Source organism: Arthrobacter sp. TmtSoilC77 (assembly GCF_059739415.1).
The window spans coordinates 3,204,653-3,220,553 of record NZ_AP046050.1 but is presented as its reverse complement, the minus strand read 5'-3'; the positions used below and the strand labels follow the sequence as shown (position 1 = coordinate 3,220,553).

Annotated in this window: 15 protein-coding genes; 8 read left to right on the top strand and 7 right to left on the bottom strand. The window is 62.2% G+C overall.

What is annotated here, in order from left to right; all coding sequences use genetic code 11:
* Window positions 1-35 precede the first annotated feature (35 nt).
* The 4 genes from AC6I99_RS14800 to AC6I99_RS14785 all read right to left on the bottom strand — a co-directional run bounded on the left by AC6I99_RS14800 (window position 36) and on the right by AC6I99_RS14785 (window position 3,157).
* Window positions 36-869: an anti-sigma factor gene (locus AC6I99_RS14800; RefSeq protein WP_497944779.1), complete on the bottom strand. Its 834-nt coding sequence runs from the start codon at window positions 867-869 to the stop codon at window positions 36-38.
* A gap of 1 nt (window position 870) precedes the next feature.
* The gene (gene sigK, locus AC6I99_RS14795; RefSeq protein WP_497947011.1) at window positions 871-1,476 is read right to left on the bottom strand and encodes an ECF RNA polymerase sigma factor SigK; all 606 of its coding nucleotides are present in this window, start codon (window positions 1,474-1,476) and stop codon (window positions 871-873) included.
* Window positions 1,477-1,662: 186 nt separating this feature from the next.
* The gene (locus AC6I99_RS14790) at window positions 1,663-2,130 is read right to left on the bottom strand and encodes a tRNA (cytidine(34)-2'-O)-methyltransferase (RefSeq protein WP_224088121.1); all 468 of its coding nucleotides are present in this window, start codon (window positions 2,128-2,130) and stop codon (window positions 1,663-1,665) included.
* Between the two features lie 85 nt (window positions 2,131-2,215).
* Complete coding sequence (locus tag AC6I99_RS14785; RefSeq protein ID WP_224088120.1) at window positions 2,216-3,157, bottom strand: J domain-containing protein; 942 nt, start codon at window positions 3,155-3,157, stop codon at window positions 2,216-2,218.
* Window positions 3,158-3,279: 122 nt separating this feature from the next.
* Here AC6I99_RS14785 and AC6I99_RS14780 point away from each other — a divergent pair, with 122 nt between their 5' ends.
* A complete protein-coding gene (locus AC6I99_RS14780; protein WP_224088119.1) occupies window positions 3,280-4,206 on the top strand; it encodes a diacylglycerol/lipid kinase family protein in 927 nt (308 codons plus the stop codon).
* A 129-nt stretch (window positions 4,207-4,335) separates the two neighbouring features.
* Window positions 4,336-5,052 (top strand): hypothetical protein, encoded by a 717-nt coding sequence (locus tag AC6I99_RS14775; RefSeq protein WP_497961189.1) that lies wholly within the window; start codon window positions 4,336-4,338, stop codon window positions 5,050-5,052.
* A gap of 3 nt (window positions 5,053-5,055) precedes the next feature.
* Here the strand turns inward: AC6I99_RS14775 and AC6I99_RS14770 are convergent, their stop codons facing one another.
* On the bottom strand, window positions 5,056-5,475 hold the full coding sequence (locus AC6I99_RS14770) for a hypothetical protein (protein ID WP_497944782.1): 420 nt from the start codon (window positions 5,473-5,475) through the stop codon (window positions 5,056-5,058).
* Window positions 5,476-5,566: 91 nt separating this feature from the next.
* Between AC6I99_RS14770 and AC6I99_RS14765 the strand changes: the two genes are divergently transcribed.
* Window positions 5,567-6,250 carry a helix-turn-helix transcriptional regulator gene (locus tag AC6I99_RS14765; protein ID WP_497944783.1) on the top strand — a complete coding sequence of 228 codons (684 nt, stop codon included), beginning with the start codon at window positions 5,567-5,569 and terminating at the stop codon, window positions 6,248-6,250.
* 57 nt (window positions 6,251-6,307) lie between these two features.
* On the top strand, window positions 6,308-7,537 hold the full coding sequence (locus AC6I99_RS14760; protein ID WP_497944784.1) for a cysteine desulfurase family protein: 1,230 nt from the start codon (window positions 6,308-6,310) through the stop codon (window positions 7,535-7,537).
* Between the two features lie 40 nt (window positions 7,538-7,577).
* On the opposite strand, the gene AC6I99_RS14755 is transcribed toward AC6I99_RS14760, so the two are convergent.
* Window positions 7,578-8,831, bottom strand: coding sequence for an NAD(P)/FAD-dependent oxidoreductase (locus AC6I99_RS14755; RefSeq protein ID WP_497944785.1), 1,254 nt, complete (start codon window positions 8,829-8,831; stop codon window positions 7,578-7,580).
* A gap of 195 nt (window positions 8,832-9,026) precedes the next feature.
* Here AC6I99_RS14755 and mnmA point away from each other — a divergent pair, with 195 nt between their 5' ends.
* Together mnmA and AC6I99_RS14745 are read left to right on the top strand one after the other, a co-directional pair.
* Window positions 9,027-10,148, top strand: coding sequence for a tRNA 2-thiouridine(34) synthase MnmA (gene mnmA, locus AC6I99_RS14750; protein ID WP_263422309.1), 1,122 nt, complete (start codon window positions 9,027-9,029; stop codon window positions 10,146-10,148).
* Window positions 10,149-10,251: 103 nt separating this feature from the next.
* Window positions 10,252-11,877 carry a gluzincin family metallopeptidase gene (locus AC6I99_RS14745; protein ID WP_497944786.1) on the top strand — a complete coding sequence of 542 codons (1,626 nt, stop codon included), beginning with the start codon at window positions 10,252-10,254 and terminating at the stop codon, window positions 11,875-11,877.
* A gap of 29 nt (window positions 11,878-11,906) precedes the next feature.
* Here AC6I99_RS14745 and AC6I99_RS14740 read toward each other — a convergent pair whose 3' ends face one another.
* On the bottom strand, window positions 11,907-12,734 hold the full coding sequence (locus AC6I99_RS14740; RefSeq protein WP_309928791.1) for a caspase family protein: 828 nt from the start codon (window positions 12,732-12,734) through the stop codon (window positions 11,907-11,909).
* A gap of 319 nt (window positions 12,735-13,053) precedes the next feature.
* Between AC6I99_RS14740 and AC6I99_RS14735 the strand changes: the two genes are divergently transcribed.
* Complete coding sequence (locus tag AC6I99_RS14735; protein ID WP_224088104.1) at window positions 13,054-14,682, top strand: ABC transporter substrate-binding protein; 1,629 nt, start codon at window positions 13,054-13,056, stop codon at window positions 14,680-14,682.
* Between the two features lie 127 nt (window positions 14,683-14,809).
* Entirely contained in the window at window positions 14,810-15,901 is a 1,092-nt protein-coding gene (locus AC6I99_RS14730; RefSeq protein ID WP_497944787.1) for an ABC transporter permease, read from the top strand.

Genomic DNA, 15,901 nt, shown 5'->3' with positions numbered 1-15,901 from the left:
CGGGCCTTAAGGGTTGACGCCATTCCCGGCTGAGATCAGGCGCTCAGCGGAACCACCAACACAGGTGGCTGCGTGGGAGAGCTTGACCCGCCAGCAGGCTCCACCGTAATAGCTACTGAGGAAGCTGAAGACAACCCCTTCACCACTGCCGGCTTGGACAATGTCTGGGCGTCCATAGTGCCCTGCGGCACGGGGGCTGACCCATCCTTCGGCAATGTCCACAACTGGTAGACCTTGCCCTCGGGGGCCGGGGCAACGCCGTCCATCAACACCACAAAGGAGTCCTTGGCGGAGGAAGCGGAAATCGTTGCCGTGCCCCCTCCAGGAACCTCTGCAGTTTTCTTCTGGACATCCTGGGCCTGGAGGACCTGGTTCACGGGGTCGTTCTGGGCGGCAACGTATGCACCGACACCCACGCCGCCCAACGCTATGGCAGCAGCAGCCGCAGCACCCACCAGCCATGCGCGTCCGTCACTGAAGCTTCGGCGTTCTGCGCGCTTTGTCCGGGCGGCGGCGAGTTCATCGACGACGGTCCCAGGTGCCGCGGGAGGGGCCGCGTCTGCAGCCGGCTGTGCAGCAGCGTCTTTCGTGATCCGGTCCATGATGTTGCCGAAGAGGGCGGCGGGCGGCTCTTCCTCGGGAGCGAAACCTGCCACCAGGGTCTCGCGGGCCTGCCGGACCCGCTCCTGGAACGCTGGGCCTTCCGGAGCGTCCTTGACGTAATCGTCAATCAGGGCCCGTTCGGATTCGGTGACAGCATCCAAGGCATAGATTTCCGCGAGTTCGAGGACGCGGCCCTCGGCCAGGTCGGTTGCGATGTCATTGGCGAACATTCTGCGGACAAATCCTCCACCATTGTTTTCGCTCATTTCAGCCCACCCCCAAGCAGGTCTTCAAGCGCAGGAGTCCATCGCGGATGCGGGACTTGATGGTAGGGACCGCGGCACCAAGGTGCTCCGCAACCTCCCTGTAAGTGAGCCCACCGTAATAGGCGAGGCGGACCGATTCCTGCTGGGTATCCGTCAATGTGCCAAGGCACCTGCTAACGGCCTCGGCCTCAAAGTTCGTGTCGGCTTCCTCGGATACGACGTCGCGATCAAGGTCCTGGCTCGCTGCGCCGTACCGGGCTTCGCGGTCCGTTGCTGCCTGCACGGCACGGACGCGGTCGATGGCACGGCGATGAGCGATGGTCATGAGCCAGGCCATGGGGCTGCCGGACGCGCGATCGAACCTGGCGGCGCCCTGCCAGACCTGGATGAAGACTTCCTGGGTGGCGTCTTCGCTCAGCTCGGAGTCGATCAGGATGCGCCTGGCCATGCCAAAGACCCGTTTGGAGGTCAGCCGGTAAAACTCGGCGAAGGCCACCTGGTCGCCTGCAGCAATCAATTCAAGCAGGCCCGTGAGCTGCGAGTTCAAGTCTGTCGCCGTGCCCGAAGTCTCGACGACCGGGGGACCGGGATTGTTGGGGATGTCCATCACTGTCCAGCATAAGTCGTGTGGTTTGAAACCCGCAGCACGAGGGCGCGTCGTTGTGCGCACAGCCGTGCAGCGGTTTGCCACCACCAGGGCCTCCAGCGCGCTCACATCGGCTCCCTCATCGAATGTCCAAGGCAGGAATTGATCCTGCATAGGTTATTCGCAGCTGCGGGCCCTGCGGATGGGCTACACCTTGGCGCCGGCAAATCCGTTCTGCCGCCACGCCTCGAAAACGGCGATGGACGCGGCGTTTGCCAGGTTCAACGAACGCAGGGAAGGCCGCATCGGGAGCCGCACCCGGGCCGTGACGTGCGGATCCTTCTTCAGCCAATCCGGGAGGCCGACAGATTCAGGGCCGAACATCAGTACGTCGCCCTCGCGGTAGTTGATATCCGTGTAGGACGTTTCGCCGTCGGACGTAAAAGCAAACACACGCTCAGGCTGCAAGGCAGCCCAGGCTGCGTTAATGTCCTTATGGACCGTTACGACGGCGAGGTCGTGGTAGTCCAGGCCCGCCCGTCGCAGCTTGGCATCGGAAAAGTCAAAGCCCAGGGGCTCCACCAGATGGAGTTCGGCGCCGGTGATGGCGGCCAAACGAATGGCGTTGCCCGTATTGCCCGGGATTTCTGGAGTGTGGAAGAGGATGCGGAACACCGTCCCATCCTAGCCAGTCCCGCCCCAGCCGGTTCCATCGAGCTGGCTTCATGATGAGTCAGCCAGCGTCCACGAAAGCATGATGTCAGTGCATGCCGCGGAGCAAGCGGGCAAGAACGGGAACCACCACGGTGTTCGGTGCTGGTCCTGAACCAAGGAACTGCTTCAAGCCGCGGGCCAATCCTGCGCCGTTGACTACCTCAACCGCGTTATGGCTTTGCCCTTTTCCGTACTGGTCAATGACTGGTTCGTGCAGGTTGCCGTCAGGACTGTGCAGGACCACCCAGCCGGTGACGTTCAACTCGGGGAAGATGTCCTGCATATGGCGAACGATGTGGGCCAGCTGCGGCGGAGCCACCGACCGGCCGCCGTGGCGCAACGAATTGCCGTCCCACGCGTAGGCGCCCTTGGGCAACAGCATGGAACCAACCAGTGCCAGCCGGTAGCCGGAAAGCACTGCGTGGTCGATGTGGTTGTTGTCAGAGGGGGAGCGGAGCCCGTTGATGAGCCTTGCGGCGGGGATGGCAGGCAGGACCTGCCTGCTGATGAGCTGTACCGTCCGCATCTCGCGTTGGATGCGGGCTTCGGCTCCAAAAATGCCGCGCTTTCGCGGCAAGCCGTGGACCTGTTGGGCAGCTTCTGCCATCGAAATAAGGGGAACTTCAAGAGGGTCATCAAAGGCGGGAACGTAGACGGGCGGATCGCCTGCCGTGTTGCGCGGGGCCTGCGGACGCCTGACTCCCGTGCTGGTCGCCGGACCCGGCGCAGGCGCGCCTGTGTAGTCGCCCGGACGCGGCTGGGAGCGGCCGGTGGTGCCGCTGGCATACCTCCGGTCATACTCGGCCCGACGCTTCGGATCGATCAGGGTTTCATACGCGAGCGTTACACGGCGGAACATTTCGGCTTCGCCGCCGTGATCGGGGTGGGCCTTCCGGGCGGCCTTCCGGTATGCCACCTTGATCTCCTTGTCCGTCGCAGTGACGGACACACGAAGAACCTGATAGTGGGAACTGCTGCCCTCGGCCAAGCACAGGCCCTTCTCTAGGATGGTGGGCCGCTCCACTGTCGGGGCGGTACGGCCAGTTTATCCAGCCACTATGAGAACGTCGGCAGCGGGCGCGGTGGTTCCCGGCTGGCATAATTCACCAGGTGAATCCTCCGGCGCCCAAGAATCCCAAGCACTCGCCGGAGAAGATCGCCCTTGCCATCAATCCAACAGCATCGTTCGGACGCCACGGCCTCGCCGGGGACGAGGCCGCAGCCTGCCTTCGCGCCGCCGGTTGTGACGTCGTCGTACTGGAAGCCGGAAGCTACGACGACCTCCGGACCCTGGTTGATGAGGCCATAATTTCAGGCATCAGTGCGCTGGTTGTGGTGGGCGGGGACGGCATGGTCCATTTGGGTGTCAATGCGCTCGCCGGAAAGGATCTTCCGCTGGGAATTGTTCCCGCCGGCACTGGCAACGATGTTGCCAGGCTGCTGGGCTTGCCACTCGGGGACGCAAAGGCGGCGTGCGACCGCCTGCTGGCATCAATGGCATCGGGCGGGCGGAAGATCGACGCCGGACGCGTCACCGCCGCCGGGCGAAGCAGCTATTTTGCGGGGGTCCTGTCTGCCGGATTTGACGCTGCCGTTAACGAGAGGGCGAACTCGTGGCGGTGGCCCAAGGGAAAGAGCCGATACAACCTGGCGATGCTCCGGGAACTCGGTTCCTTCCGGCGTATCGAATACACGGTGACGGCCGACGGCGAGCAGTGGCGGCAGCCGGCGTTGCTGATTTCGGTGGCGAACGGCCAATCGATCGGCGGCGGCATGAGAATTACGCCCAATGCGTTGCCCGACGACGGGCGGCTGGATCTGTTTATCGTCAAGCCGTTGTCGCGGCTGAATTTCCTGGCGGTGTTTCCCAAGGTGTTCGCCGGCAAACACCTTGGTCATCCGGCCGTGGAGATCCGGCGGATTCGGAAAGTGCGGCTGGAGGCAGAAGGTGTCGTGGCCTACGCCGACGGCGAGCGCGTGGGCAGATTGCCTGTGGAGGTCGAGGTTGTGCCCGGGGGTCTGCGGGTCCTTGCCTAGTCGCTTGAGCAGTTTGGTTTTGGGAGGGGCGAGGCATTTCGCGTTGGTCCGCTGGCCACGGTCCGCTGTGGCGGGAGGTTAGACTCGGTGGCGGCAGAAGTGGCTCGTCGGCAAAAGAGAGGACCGCCTATGGCACGGGGTGTTGGACGACGGCAGGTCCCGGGCATGGTGGCCCCCCTGCCTGGGTTTGCTGCCGTGGCTGGTTTGGGTGCCGCGGCTGCTTCGGCTGTGCTGCTTGCGGGATGCAGTGTGAACGTGCCTGATCCCGCAGCACCAAAGCCTTCACCTTCGGCCTCGACGCTGTCCACTCCAACCATTACGCCCGGACACGATGCTGAGGCTCTCGCCGCGAAGGACTTGCCCTTGGCCGCGGGAGAAACCTTGGCGCCCGGAGATCCGGTATTGGTATCCAGCCAACTGGAAGAAGCGCCGGGGTGGTCCGTTGTGCACTCCGGCCTGCAAGGTGAAACCCGGTTCGCGAAGACTGATGGATGCGTGGTGGTGGTCAGGGTCAGCGTTAACCAGGGACCGTTGGTGGTTCCCGGGGATGACGCCGCGTCCACGAAGGAACTGTTCCGCTACCTGGATCCCGGGGCCGATGTGGACAAGCTAACGCCGGCCTCATTGCGGTGGGGCCAGGATTCCGGCAAGCCGGAACATAGAGTGGAATTTTTGGCCTTGGAATCAGCTCCGTCTTCCGGTGGCACCGCGGCTTTGGTTCTCGCCAGGCTTTTCAGCAGCCCGGCTTCCTCTATCTACATATCGATTGCTTGTCCGGATAGCGGGACCCTGGCCAAGGCCAGGGCTGAGGTCCAGTCCGGGTTGGCCGTGGTCCCACCAGCCTGAGTGTTATTTCTTGAGCGCGGTGGCCAGGCGGTTCAGCGCGAGTGCTCCCACCAGCAGGCCGAAGTCCCTCAGCGCGACGTCGAAGAACGAGCCAAGCACCAGCAGGTTGACGATGATGCCGAGCAGCCAGGCGGTGACAACGAGGGATCCCCAGCGCGGCCGCAGGGCGACGACGATGCCGGCGATAATTTCGATGACTCCCACGCCGTACATGAAGGTCTGGGCTGAAACAGGTACGACGGCGGTGGCTGCGGGCGCCAGGTAGACAGTCCAGTCCGTCAAGAGGTTGCTGAATTTATCGAGCCCGAAAATGATCGGGGCAATCGTGAAGACCGTCCTCAGGAGGATAAAGGCCTGCCGGGAAGGGTCCCTGAGCTCGCCGTGGCTGGACTTCCTGCTCATATGGGTCGTTGCGGCTTCCATGACGCATTCCTTTCTAAAAATAGGTATCTTGATTTTAGATCTCATCCCAAGATTAAGCAACGAATCTTGTTTTTAGAGATATTCTGGCTGTATGACCACTGCACGCCACTCTTGGCTCCAAAGGATTTCGGCGATCGCCTCCTTGGACGACGACAACCGCCGGGTGTTGTTCGCCTACGTGCGCGGGGCTGCAGACGCCGTTGGACGGGACGAAGCGGCCCGTGTTCTCGGTATTCCCCGAAGCACGGCCTCCTTCCATTTGGATCGATTGGTGAAGGATGGAGTCCTGCAAGTGGAGTTCAGGAAGTCCTCTGACAAAGCCGGACCCGGTTCCGGCCGGCCTGCCAAGCTCTACCGCCCAGCCATGGATGAGGTTGTTGCCTCCGTCCCTGAGCGCCAGTACGATCTCGCCGGGGATTTGATGGCCACAGCTATCACGCGTTCCCTGAAAGGGGACCTGCCCGTGCGGGAAGCGTTGATGGATGTTGCGGACCGCAAGGGCCAGGAGGCGGGCAGGCCCGGCGATTTCCTGGGTGCTTTGGCGGACCTCGGCTACGAACCAGTGGCTGATGGAGCGGGAGGGTACCGACTGCTTAACTGTCCGTTCCATCGGCTTTCGCAGGACCATGAGCAGGTGGTATGCGCCATGAATGGCGCGTTCCTCAAGGGCGCCGCCACCGCATCCGGCCTCAGTGGTGAGAGCGTCCTTCCGGATTCCGGCCCTGGTCATTGCTGTGCGCGGATTGGTAGCCTGGAACCGGACCCCCAAACCTGACCCCAGGACCTGACGCTTTCGCGGTCTATGAAATGACGCCGCCGGTAGAATTGCAACGTGCCTGTATACCTCGACCACGCCGCCACCACTCCCATGTCGGCCCAAGCCCTTGCCGTTATGACGCGCGAGCTGGCGCGAACCGGCAACCCGTCCTCCCTCCATGGAGCCGGGCGGCGGGCAAGGCGCGCGGTGGAAGATGCGCGCGAAATGTTGGCGGCGGCCGCTGGAGCCCACCCGTCCGAGGTAATTTTCACGTCGGGTGGGACTGAGGCTGACAACCTGGCAGTCAAGGGCCTTTTCTGGGCCCGCCATGACGAAAACCCCCGCCGGACCCGCATCCTGTGTTCCGCCGTCGAACATCATGCGGTCTTGGACACTGTGGAGTGGCTTGAGCGTCATGAGGGAGCCGAGGCCGTGTGGTTGCCGGTGGATGCAGAGGGTGCAGTGCAGCTTGATGCCGTGCAGCGTGAACTCCAGCGCGACCCCGATTCTGTCGCGCTTGTCACGGTGATGTGGGCCAATAACGAAGTGGGCACCATTCAGCCCGTCGCAGAAATAGTGGAGCTGGCCAACCGATACGGGATTCCGGTGCACTCGGATGCGGTCCAGGCCTTCGGCTCCATTCCGGTCGATTTCCGGGCTTCCGGGCTCGCTGCAATGTCCGTCTCGGGACATAAGCTCGGCGGGCCCGTTGGCGTGGGCGCGTTGTTCCTCGGACGGTCCATCAAGTTGACTCCGGTTCAACACGGAGGTGGGCAGGAGCGCGATGTGCGCTCGGGGACTCTGGACACGCCCGCCATTGCTGCCTTCGCGGCGGCTGCGGAGGCCGTCACCGGTAACCTTGCCGCCGAGGGCGAGCGCATCAGCAAGCTGCGCGACCGTCTGATCGCCGGGGTTCGGCAGGCCGTTCCGGACGCTGTGCTCCGTGGGGCGCCCGGGGAAGGCCGACTGCCCGGCAATGCCCACTTTACTTTTCCCGGTTGCGAGGGAGATTCGCTCCTGTTCCTTCTGGACCTCGCCGGCGTTGAATCATCTACCGGTTCGGCCTGCACCGCCGGGGTGCCCCGCCCTTCGCACGTCCTCCTGGCCATGGGCCTGGACGAAGACACTGCCCGTGGCGCCCAGCGCTTTACGCTGGGGCACAGCTCTACGGACGCCGACGTCGATGCCCTGCTCAAGGCGCTTCCCGAGGCTTGCGCCCGGGCCCGTCAAGCAGGCATGGCCGGTCATGAATCAAACATCCAGACAGCGGCAACGGTAGCGCGGCGGGGAGCCCCCGCGTCTTAGCCCGGCAATGAGGCCCCCGGCAAAAGCCGGGTCGCGAAAGTCAGTCGCCGGGCAAAAGGTCCTCAAGGGGAACGTCGGGACTCGTGAGATGTGCAATGTTCACCTGCACCCGGCCTGAAATCAGTGCCTTGATCGGCTTCTGTACGCGCCGCATGTTCACGTTCATGCCGGCCACCACTTCGCCCTGCTCCTTCCGGCCATCGCGCATCCAGAACGCGATGAAACTGCCGTCATCGAGCGAGCCGCGAATCACAGGCTCTACGCCGGTGGCCAGCGAGGGGAAACCCGAGTACTCCATGCTGAGGGTGAACTGATCCGTATAGAAATACGGGACAACATCCAAGGCGGCATTTTGGTCCAGCATCGTCTTGGCAGCCACTTTGCCGCCATTAAGTGCGTTCGCCCAATGCTCACTGCGGTGGTGTTCGCCGGTGAAGGGATGCATGGCGTTGGCAACGTCACCTGCTGCCAGGATGTCCGGGGCGCTGGTGCGAAGCGCGGAATCCACCAGGATTCCGTTGTCCAGGGTCAGCCCCGCTGTTTCCGCCAACGATGTGTCGGGCACAACCCCCACGGCAATGATGACGATATCTGCGGGCAGGACCTCGCCGGTGTCGGTCCGCACTGCGGTTGCGCGGCCATCCTTCCCTTCGATGCCGGCAGCGCTGGCGGGCAGCCTGAAGCTGACACCGTTCTGTTCATGGAGTGCCCGGAAGTAGTTGCCCAATTCGGGGCCGATGGCGGCACTGAGGGGGATTTCCTCCAAGCCAAGCAAGACCACATCATTGCCGTAAGTGCGGGCAGCTGCGGCCAATTCCATGCCGATCCATCCGGAACCGACCATGACCACACGCCTGCCGCCGTCCCGGAGCAGGGACTGCAGGCGCAGGCTGTCCCCGAACGTCCTGAATGTCATGACTCCCTCCAGGTCCGTGCCGGGCAGCGGAATCTGCCGGGGTTGCGCCCCGGTGGCTATCAGCAACTTGGCGTAGTCCAGGCTTCGGCCGTCCTTTAGCGTGACGGTGCGGCTTCCCGCGTCGATGCCCGATGCGGGATTGCCCAACAGCAGTTCGACGTCGTTTTCTTCGTACCAGCCAGCCGGCACCACCGGGACGCTATCCTCGTCGTCCTTGCCCAGAAGGAACTCCTTGGAAAGGGGTGGCCGAAGGTAAGGGATCCGCTCCTCGGATGCCAGGAGGGTAACTGGTCCGGCAAAGCCTTCTGAGCGAAGGGTTTTTGCTGCGGTTGCACCGGCCAGGCCGCCTCCGGCGATGACCATTCGTTCATGCGTCATTTCAGCCCACCTTTGTCTTGGCTCTTCTAAAACAACTTACTTTGACTTTAGATTTCGTACTATGCCCAGTCAAGGGATTTAGCGCGCACATTGGTGCGGGCGCTAGAATAGTTGGGCGTGCCGGCTCGCCTCAGCCGGAATCACCATCCAAAACCCCCTGAATCACGGAAAGCCAGCATGCGAGTACTTGCAGCAATGAGCGGCGGAGTCGACTCCGCCGTGGCCGCCGCCCGCGCCGTCGAGGCCGGACACGACGTCGTCGGAGTCCACCTTGCGTTGTCTCGCATGCCCGGCACCCTTCGCACCGGAAGCCGGGGATGCTGCACTATTGAAGACTCCCGCGATGCGTGGCGCGCCTGTGACGTCCTGGGGATTCCCTACTACGTGTGGGACTTCTCCGAACGCTTCAAGGAAGATGTCGTCCAGGACTTCATCGACGAATATGCTGCCGGACGCACCCCGAATCCGTGCATGCGTTGCAACGAGCGCATCAAGTTTGCTGCCTTGCTGGAAAAGGCCATTGCCCTGGGCTTTGACGCTGTGTGCACCGGGCACTACGCCAAAGTAATCGAAGACGCCGACGGCAACCGCGAACTGCATCGTGCGGCGGACTGGGCCAAGGACCAAAGCTATGTCCTGGGCGTCCTGACGCACGAGCAGCTTAAGCACTCCATGTTCCCGCTTGCGGACACTCCCTCCAAGGCCGAGGTAAGGGCCGAGGCCGAAAGGCGGGGTTTGTCGGTGGCAAACAAGCCCGATAGCCACGATATCTGCTTCATCTCCGATGGAGATACGCGTGGCTGGCTGGCCGAGAAAATCGAAATGACAACCGGCGACATCGTGGACGAAACCGGCACGAAGGTAGGGGAGCACCCCGGTGCCAACGCCTTCACCGTCGGCCAGCGCCGGGGACTGAAGCTGGGCACGCCGGCCTCCGATGGCAAGCCCCGGTTCGTCCTGGAAATCCGGCCAAAGGAAAACAAGGTTGTCGTGGGGCCGGAAGCGCTCCTTGCCATCGATGAAATCCGCGGAATCAAGGTGTCCTGGGCCGGTTTGCCCATCTCCGAGGTTGAGACCGGTGCGGAATTCGAATGCCACGCCCAGGTGCGGGCGCATGGCGACCCCGTTCCGGCCCGTGCACACGTTGAGCCGGTTGCCGATGAAGAGGGTGTCGAGCGGGCGGAACTCGTGGTCACCCTGACCGAGCCGCTGCGGGGAGTGGCGCCTGGCCAGACCATTGTCCTCTATCAGGGCACCCGGGTACTGGGACAGGCAACCATCGACGCCGCGCGTTCCCTGCAGAGGGCAGTGCTCTAGCCGTTACCGGATTATTGCCTCCGGGTTTGAGGGCCCCCATACTGGCCTAAGCAGCACAACCGCTGCGGTGTGTTGGGGTCCGCATTCGAAGATGGCGATGGCTGTGGCATTTCCAAAGAAGAGCCCGGGAGACATCAAAGCCGGGCAGATGGTCTCCGTAACGGTCCTTGCAGAGGGGCCGATAGGTTTTGGCGGGGCGCCACCGCTGACAGCCCAAGTGCGGATACCCGTCGAGCGGCTCCGGCGTGGCCCCACTGGACACCGCTACGCGATCCACATCCGCAAGTGGCGCGGAACCAATGTGTCGCCGGTTACCCTGACCAGCCAAGGCGACCCCTGGCAACTGGTTTCAGAACCTCCACCCACGGACCTTCGCGAACTCCTGGACGATACCCGCTTTCTCGCCCAGCACGTCTACGGCGTGGCCATGAGCACCCTGGATATCTTCGAATCCACCCTCGGCCGGCGGATGCCCTGGAATCCGGAGGGGCGGGTGGTCCTGAAGGCAAGGGATCGTGTCACAGCCGTCGATACCGGCTATGAGCGCGGTACCAACACCATCCGCTTCGGCTCGGTGGACCGCATGGGCTACAAAGTACCCACTGCCCTCTACAGGGACATCGTTGCCCACGAAGTCACCCATGCGATCCTTGACGGCTTCCGGCCGGCATGGGCGGACCAGCTGGCCACCATGGAGCAACTTGCCATGCATGAGGCACTGGCAGACCTGGTGGCCATACTGTCGGTGTTTTCATCGCGTGAGGTGGTCTTCCGGGAACTTGAAGCTGCCGGGGAAGGCTTCGAAGCAGGCCAGGTCGTGGACGACGCGATCCTGATAAGGTCCCTCTTTGACTTTGCGAGGGACCTTTTCGCCCGTGGTCCCCTGAGGGAACCATTTGTTGGCGCCGTTCCTGAGGGGTGGCAAACCATGCTGGATCCGCACGCCCGCGGGGCTGTGGTGGTCGGGGCAGTACTCCGGGCCGTCCAGCGTTTGTGGTCGGAAAGAAATGCCCGTTTTGGGGACAACCAAAGCCTGCAGCAGAAAGCCGAATCCGGTTCCATCGTGGCCATGAGGGTTCTGCGAATGGTGATCAGGGGCCTTTCCTACATGCCACCTGTGGACGTCACTTGGCGGGACCTCCTACGTGGCATCATTGCCGCGGACCTGGACATGGTCCCCGAAGACACCTACGGCTACCGGGATGCCCTCCAAGCGGAATTCTCGGCCATCGGGATCCGCCGGGTGTCGCTGAACAACATCAGCGGGGTGGATAACTACCAGGGTCTTCGCTATCCCATCCGGCTGTCGGCCCTGGGGTCAGACCCCCAGGAAGTGCAACGCTTCGTGTGGGAAAACCCGAGGCTCCTGGACGCGGCCCGCCTCGAGCGGCGCACACCACTGAGCTCCACGCGAGTGCGTACGTCCGAACGCGTGTCACCGGACGGCTTCATCATCTCCGAAATCGGGGCATCATTCATTCAAACGGTGCGGATGAGCCGTAAGGAGGCCTACGTCCGCCTTGGCCTGAAGACACGGCGGGATTTCGTAGATGTCCGTGGAGGAGGAGTCCTCAGGTTCGACGCCGGTGGCCGCCTGGTATACGCCGCCCTCAAACCGGTAATGGACAGGGAGCGGCAGGGCATGCTGTTTGGTTCAGATCAACAGCACGACGCCGAGGAAGCCGCATCTTCCGGGGTCAGGAACAAGTTCCACGGCACGGGGGAATAGCTGATGCCTCCTTGGGCGCCAGCCAAGGGTTAGCTGCCCCACGCAGCCTTGCGTGCCGCCGTCGTGCCTTCCAATTGGGCGATTTGATCAAAACCGCCGCCTTTGAGACCCTTGCTCACCAGTTTCAGGACTTCCGCCCGGACTACAGTGCCATTGCCCTGGAGGGACTTCACGAAGTGATAGGTGAAGGCGCCGTTGTAGCGTCCGTCAATGAGGGCGTCCGCAGCCGTCTGGTCCGATCGGCAGGCTGCCATCAGCACGGGCTTGGCCCCTTTTGCTGATTTCACCAGGTCGCGCAGGGTACGTGTGTCGCTGAACTCGTTCGCGATCACGGCCCGGGGCGTCGGAGCGGGCAGGAAGCGGGGACGCCGGCCTGGCAACAGGTCCAGGGACTTCAGTCCAGTACCGCTGTGGCAGGTGTCCAGCACCACATCCATAAGGACACCGTCCGGCAGCCGCGCGAAGAGCGTCGCCAGCTCATCGTCCGTGATCACTGTGTCCGGGTCCCATGAGTCGCCGGAGTTGTTGATGTCATAGCAGGCGAAGGCCTCGTCCAGCCGGTCGGCTTCATCGCCGCTGACATCGGGTATCTGCGTGCCATGGCTGGAGAAGGTGAAGACGATGTGGTTGGATTTTCCGTCCACCGCGCTATCGACCAGCTTGTTGAGTTCGGCCATTACGGACTTTTTGTTGGCCTTGGCATCCCTCAAGACCTTGATGCTGGAGGACGCGAATCCATACTGCGCCTCAAGGAGGGCGGCCAGGTCTTCAGCGTCATTAACGCAACCGTGAAGCCAGCTCGATTCGGGTAAATACTTGAACTTGTTGATCCCCACGCAGAGGGCTGCCTTGCTCATGTTCCTGTCCTTAGGACTGGTCCTTGCACCCATTACCTCGGCGGCCCCCTGAACCGCCGCCTGGATGCTGTCCACGGCCGCGTTCCGCCTGCCCGTGATCAGCGCTTGTCAACTCGGAATAAAGATATTCCTGCGACCCTCCGGGGGCAATGCTTTGGCGTCCCCGGGCAAACCTACTCGTAGGTAAATATTGTGTCTCGAATCACCAAATCAAGGTCCCCGGGGCGCCGAAGTCTGATTGAATCGTGGAATCAAGAGTGCGCTCCGTCACAAATATCCCACGGCGGTGCGCCTAATCCATCGAACAGAAGGTTCACAGATGGCACTGAAGAAGAAGGCCCTGCATGGCGTTATCGCGCTGGCGGGCGTTTCCGCCCTCGCTTTGACTGCATGCACGGGCCCCTCCGGCGGCGGTTCCTCGTCCGCCCCGGCCGCCGCCGGCCCGATCGCCTACGGCACCACAGACAAAGTCACCGCATTGGACCCGGCAGGATCCTATGACAATGGTTCGTTCATGGTGATGAACCAGATTTACTCGTTCCTGTTGAACTCCAAGCCTGGGGGTGCAGAACCGGTCCCGGACCTTGCGGAGTCGTCCTCATTTACGGCACCGACCGAATACACCGTCAAGCTCAAGTCCGGCCTGAAATGGGCCAATGGACACACGTTGGATTCCAAAGACGTCAAGTTCTCCTTTGACCGGCAGGTCGCCATCAACGACCCCGCCGGCCCGGCGTCCCTGCTGACCAACATCGAGAGTGTGGGCACTCCTGACGCCACCACGGTGGTTTTCAAGCTGAAGAAGGCAAACGACCAGACATTCAGCCAGATCCTCAGCAGTCCTGCGGCGCCCATTGTCGACGACGAAGTTTTCCCCGCGGACAAGATCCTTCCTGACGACGAGATCATCAAGGCCAAGGCCTTCTACGGCCAATACACGATCGATAGCTACAAGAAGAACGAACTTGTCAGCTTCAAGGCCTTCGGTGACTACAAAGGTGTTCTTGGCAAGCCGGCAAACGACGAAGCCACCATCAAGTACTACGCCAGCCCCACCAACCTCAAGCTGGACATCCAGCAGGGCAACATCGACGTCGCCTTCCGCAGCCTCAGTGCCACGGACGTTGATGACCTTCGGAAAGACTCCAAGGTCAAGGTGTTGACGGGACCGGGCGGCGAGATCCGCTACATCACCTTCAACTTCGACACCATGCCGTTCGGCACCAAGGCAGCCGGCGCTGATCCCGCCAAGGCGCTCGCCGTCCGGCAAGCCGTAGCCAACCTCGTGGACCGGCAGGCCATTGCCGACCAGGTCTACAAGGGCACCTACCTCCCGCTGTACTCCAACGTGCCCAGCGGATTCCTTGGCGCCAACGAGTCATTCAAGGACGCCTATGGAGACAACGGAAAGCCGAGCCTGGACAAGGCAAAGAAGGTCCTGGCGGATGCCGGAATCACGGAGCCCGTTGCGTTGAACCTGCAGTACAACCCGGACCACTACGGCGGCTCCTCCGGTGACGAGTACGCCATGATCAAGGAACAACTGGAGAAGTCCGGACTCTTCAAGGTCAACCTGCAGTCCACTGAATGGGTTACCTACAGCAAGGCGAGCCGCGCTGACGAGTACCCTGTGTTCCAGTTTGGCTGGTTCCCCGACTTCAGCGACGCCGATAACTACCTGACCCCGTTCTTCCCGGACGGCGGCTTCCTGAAGAACCACTACAACAACCCCACTGTGAACGACTTGATCGCCAAGCAGCTGACCGAGGCTGACAAGACCAAGCGTGAGGCGGACATCAAAGATGTCCAGAACGCACTCGCCAAGGACATCTCAACCCTTCCCCTGCTGCAGGGCGCCCAGGTTGCGGTGGCCGGAAGCGGCGTGAACGGCGTCGAGAAGACGCTGGACGCATCCTTCAAGTTCCGCCTCGGAACGATTTCCAAGTAACCACGCCTCTGTGGTGGGAAGGAGGCGGGACGCTGATCCGGTGTCCCGCCTCCTTTGCTGACCACTTTCGTGGCCGGCATGCACGAGCCAATCCCGCGCAATCCGCGGGCAGGAAATACAGGTAACAATGACAACTCTTATAGAGGTACCCGAGGCCGAGCCCGGAATAGTAGCTCCAAAAAGCAAGTCCAAGGCCGGGGGAGGCCTAGGAAAATACATCGTGATCCGGTTCTTCCTGATCATCCCCACCGTCTTCATTCTGGTGACGTTGGTCTTCTTCCTGATGCGGGTCATTGGAGATCCCATCACAGCCGCCCAGGGCGGACGCCTCCCGCCGGATGTACTGGCACAGCGAATCCATGACGCCGGCTATGACCGCCCGGTTCTGATCCAGTACTTCGAATACCTCGGCCAACTCATCACCGGAAACTTTGGCACAACGATCACTGACCGTCGTCCCGTCGTGGAGGTACTCACCACCTTCGGTGCCGCAACACTTGAGCTGTCGATCAACGCATTGATCGTGGCGCTCGCAGTTGGTATCCCGTTCGGACTCATCGCAGCCCAACACCGCGACAAGAGCTCCGACGCAGTCCTGCGGTTCTTCGCGATTCTCTGCTATGCCACTCCGGTGTTTTTTTCAGGCCTGCTTCTCAAACTGACCTTTTCGGTGTGGCTCGGATGGTTCCCCGTGGCAGGACGTGCCTCCACCCGTACGGAACTGACCATGAGCAGCCTCGGAGCTCCATCAGGCATCTACTGGCTGGACGCGCTCCGCAGCGGCAACTTTGCGGCTCTTGGAGACGTTGCATCCCACGCTGTCCTGCCGGCCGTGGCCCTGGGTTTGCTGACCGCAGGGGTCTTCCTGCGGCTGGTGCGCACAAACGTCATTGGCACGCTGGGAAAGGACTACATTGAGGCTGGCCGGTCCCGTGGCGTTAGCGAGTTCCGGCTGGTTACCAAACACGCTTACAAGCCTGCACTGATCCCCATCATCACTGTCATGGGCCTGCAAATTGCGCTCATGCTCGGCGGCGCCATCCTGACCGAGACAACCTTCGAGTGGAAGGGCCTGGGGTACCAACTGGTGCAATACCTGAATGCCCGCGACTTTGTGGCTGTCCAGGGCATTGTGGTGCTGCTGGCCATCATCGTCGCCGTGACCAACTTCATCGTGGACATCATTGCCGCGCTCATCGATCCCCGAGTGAGGTACTGA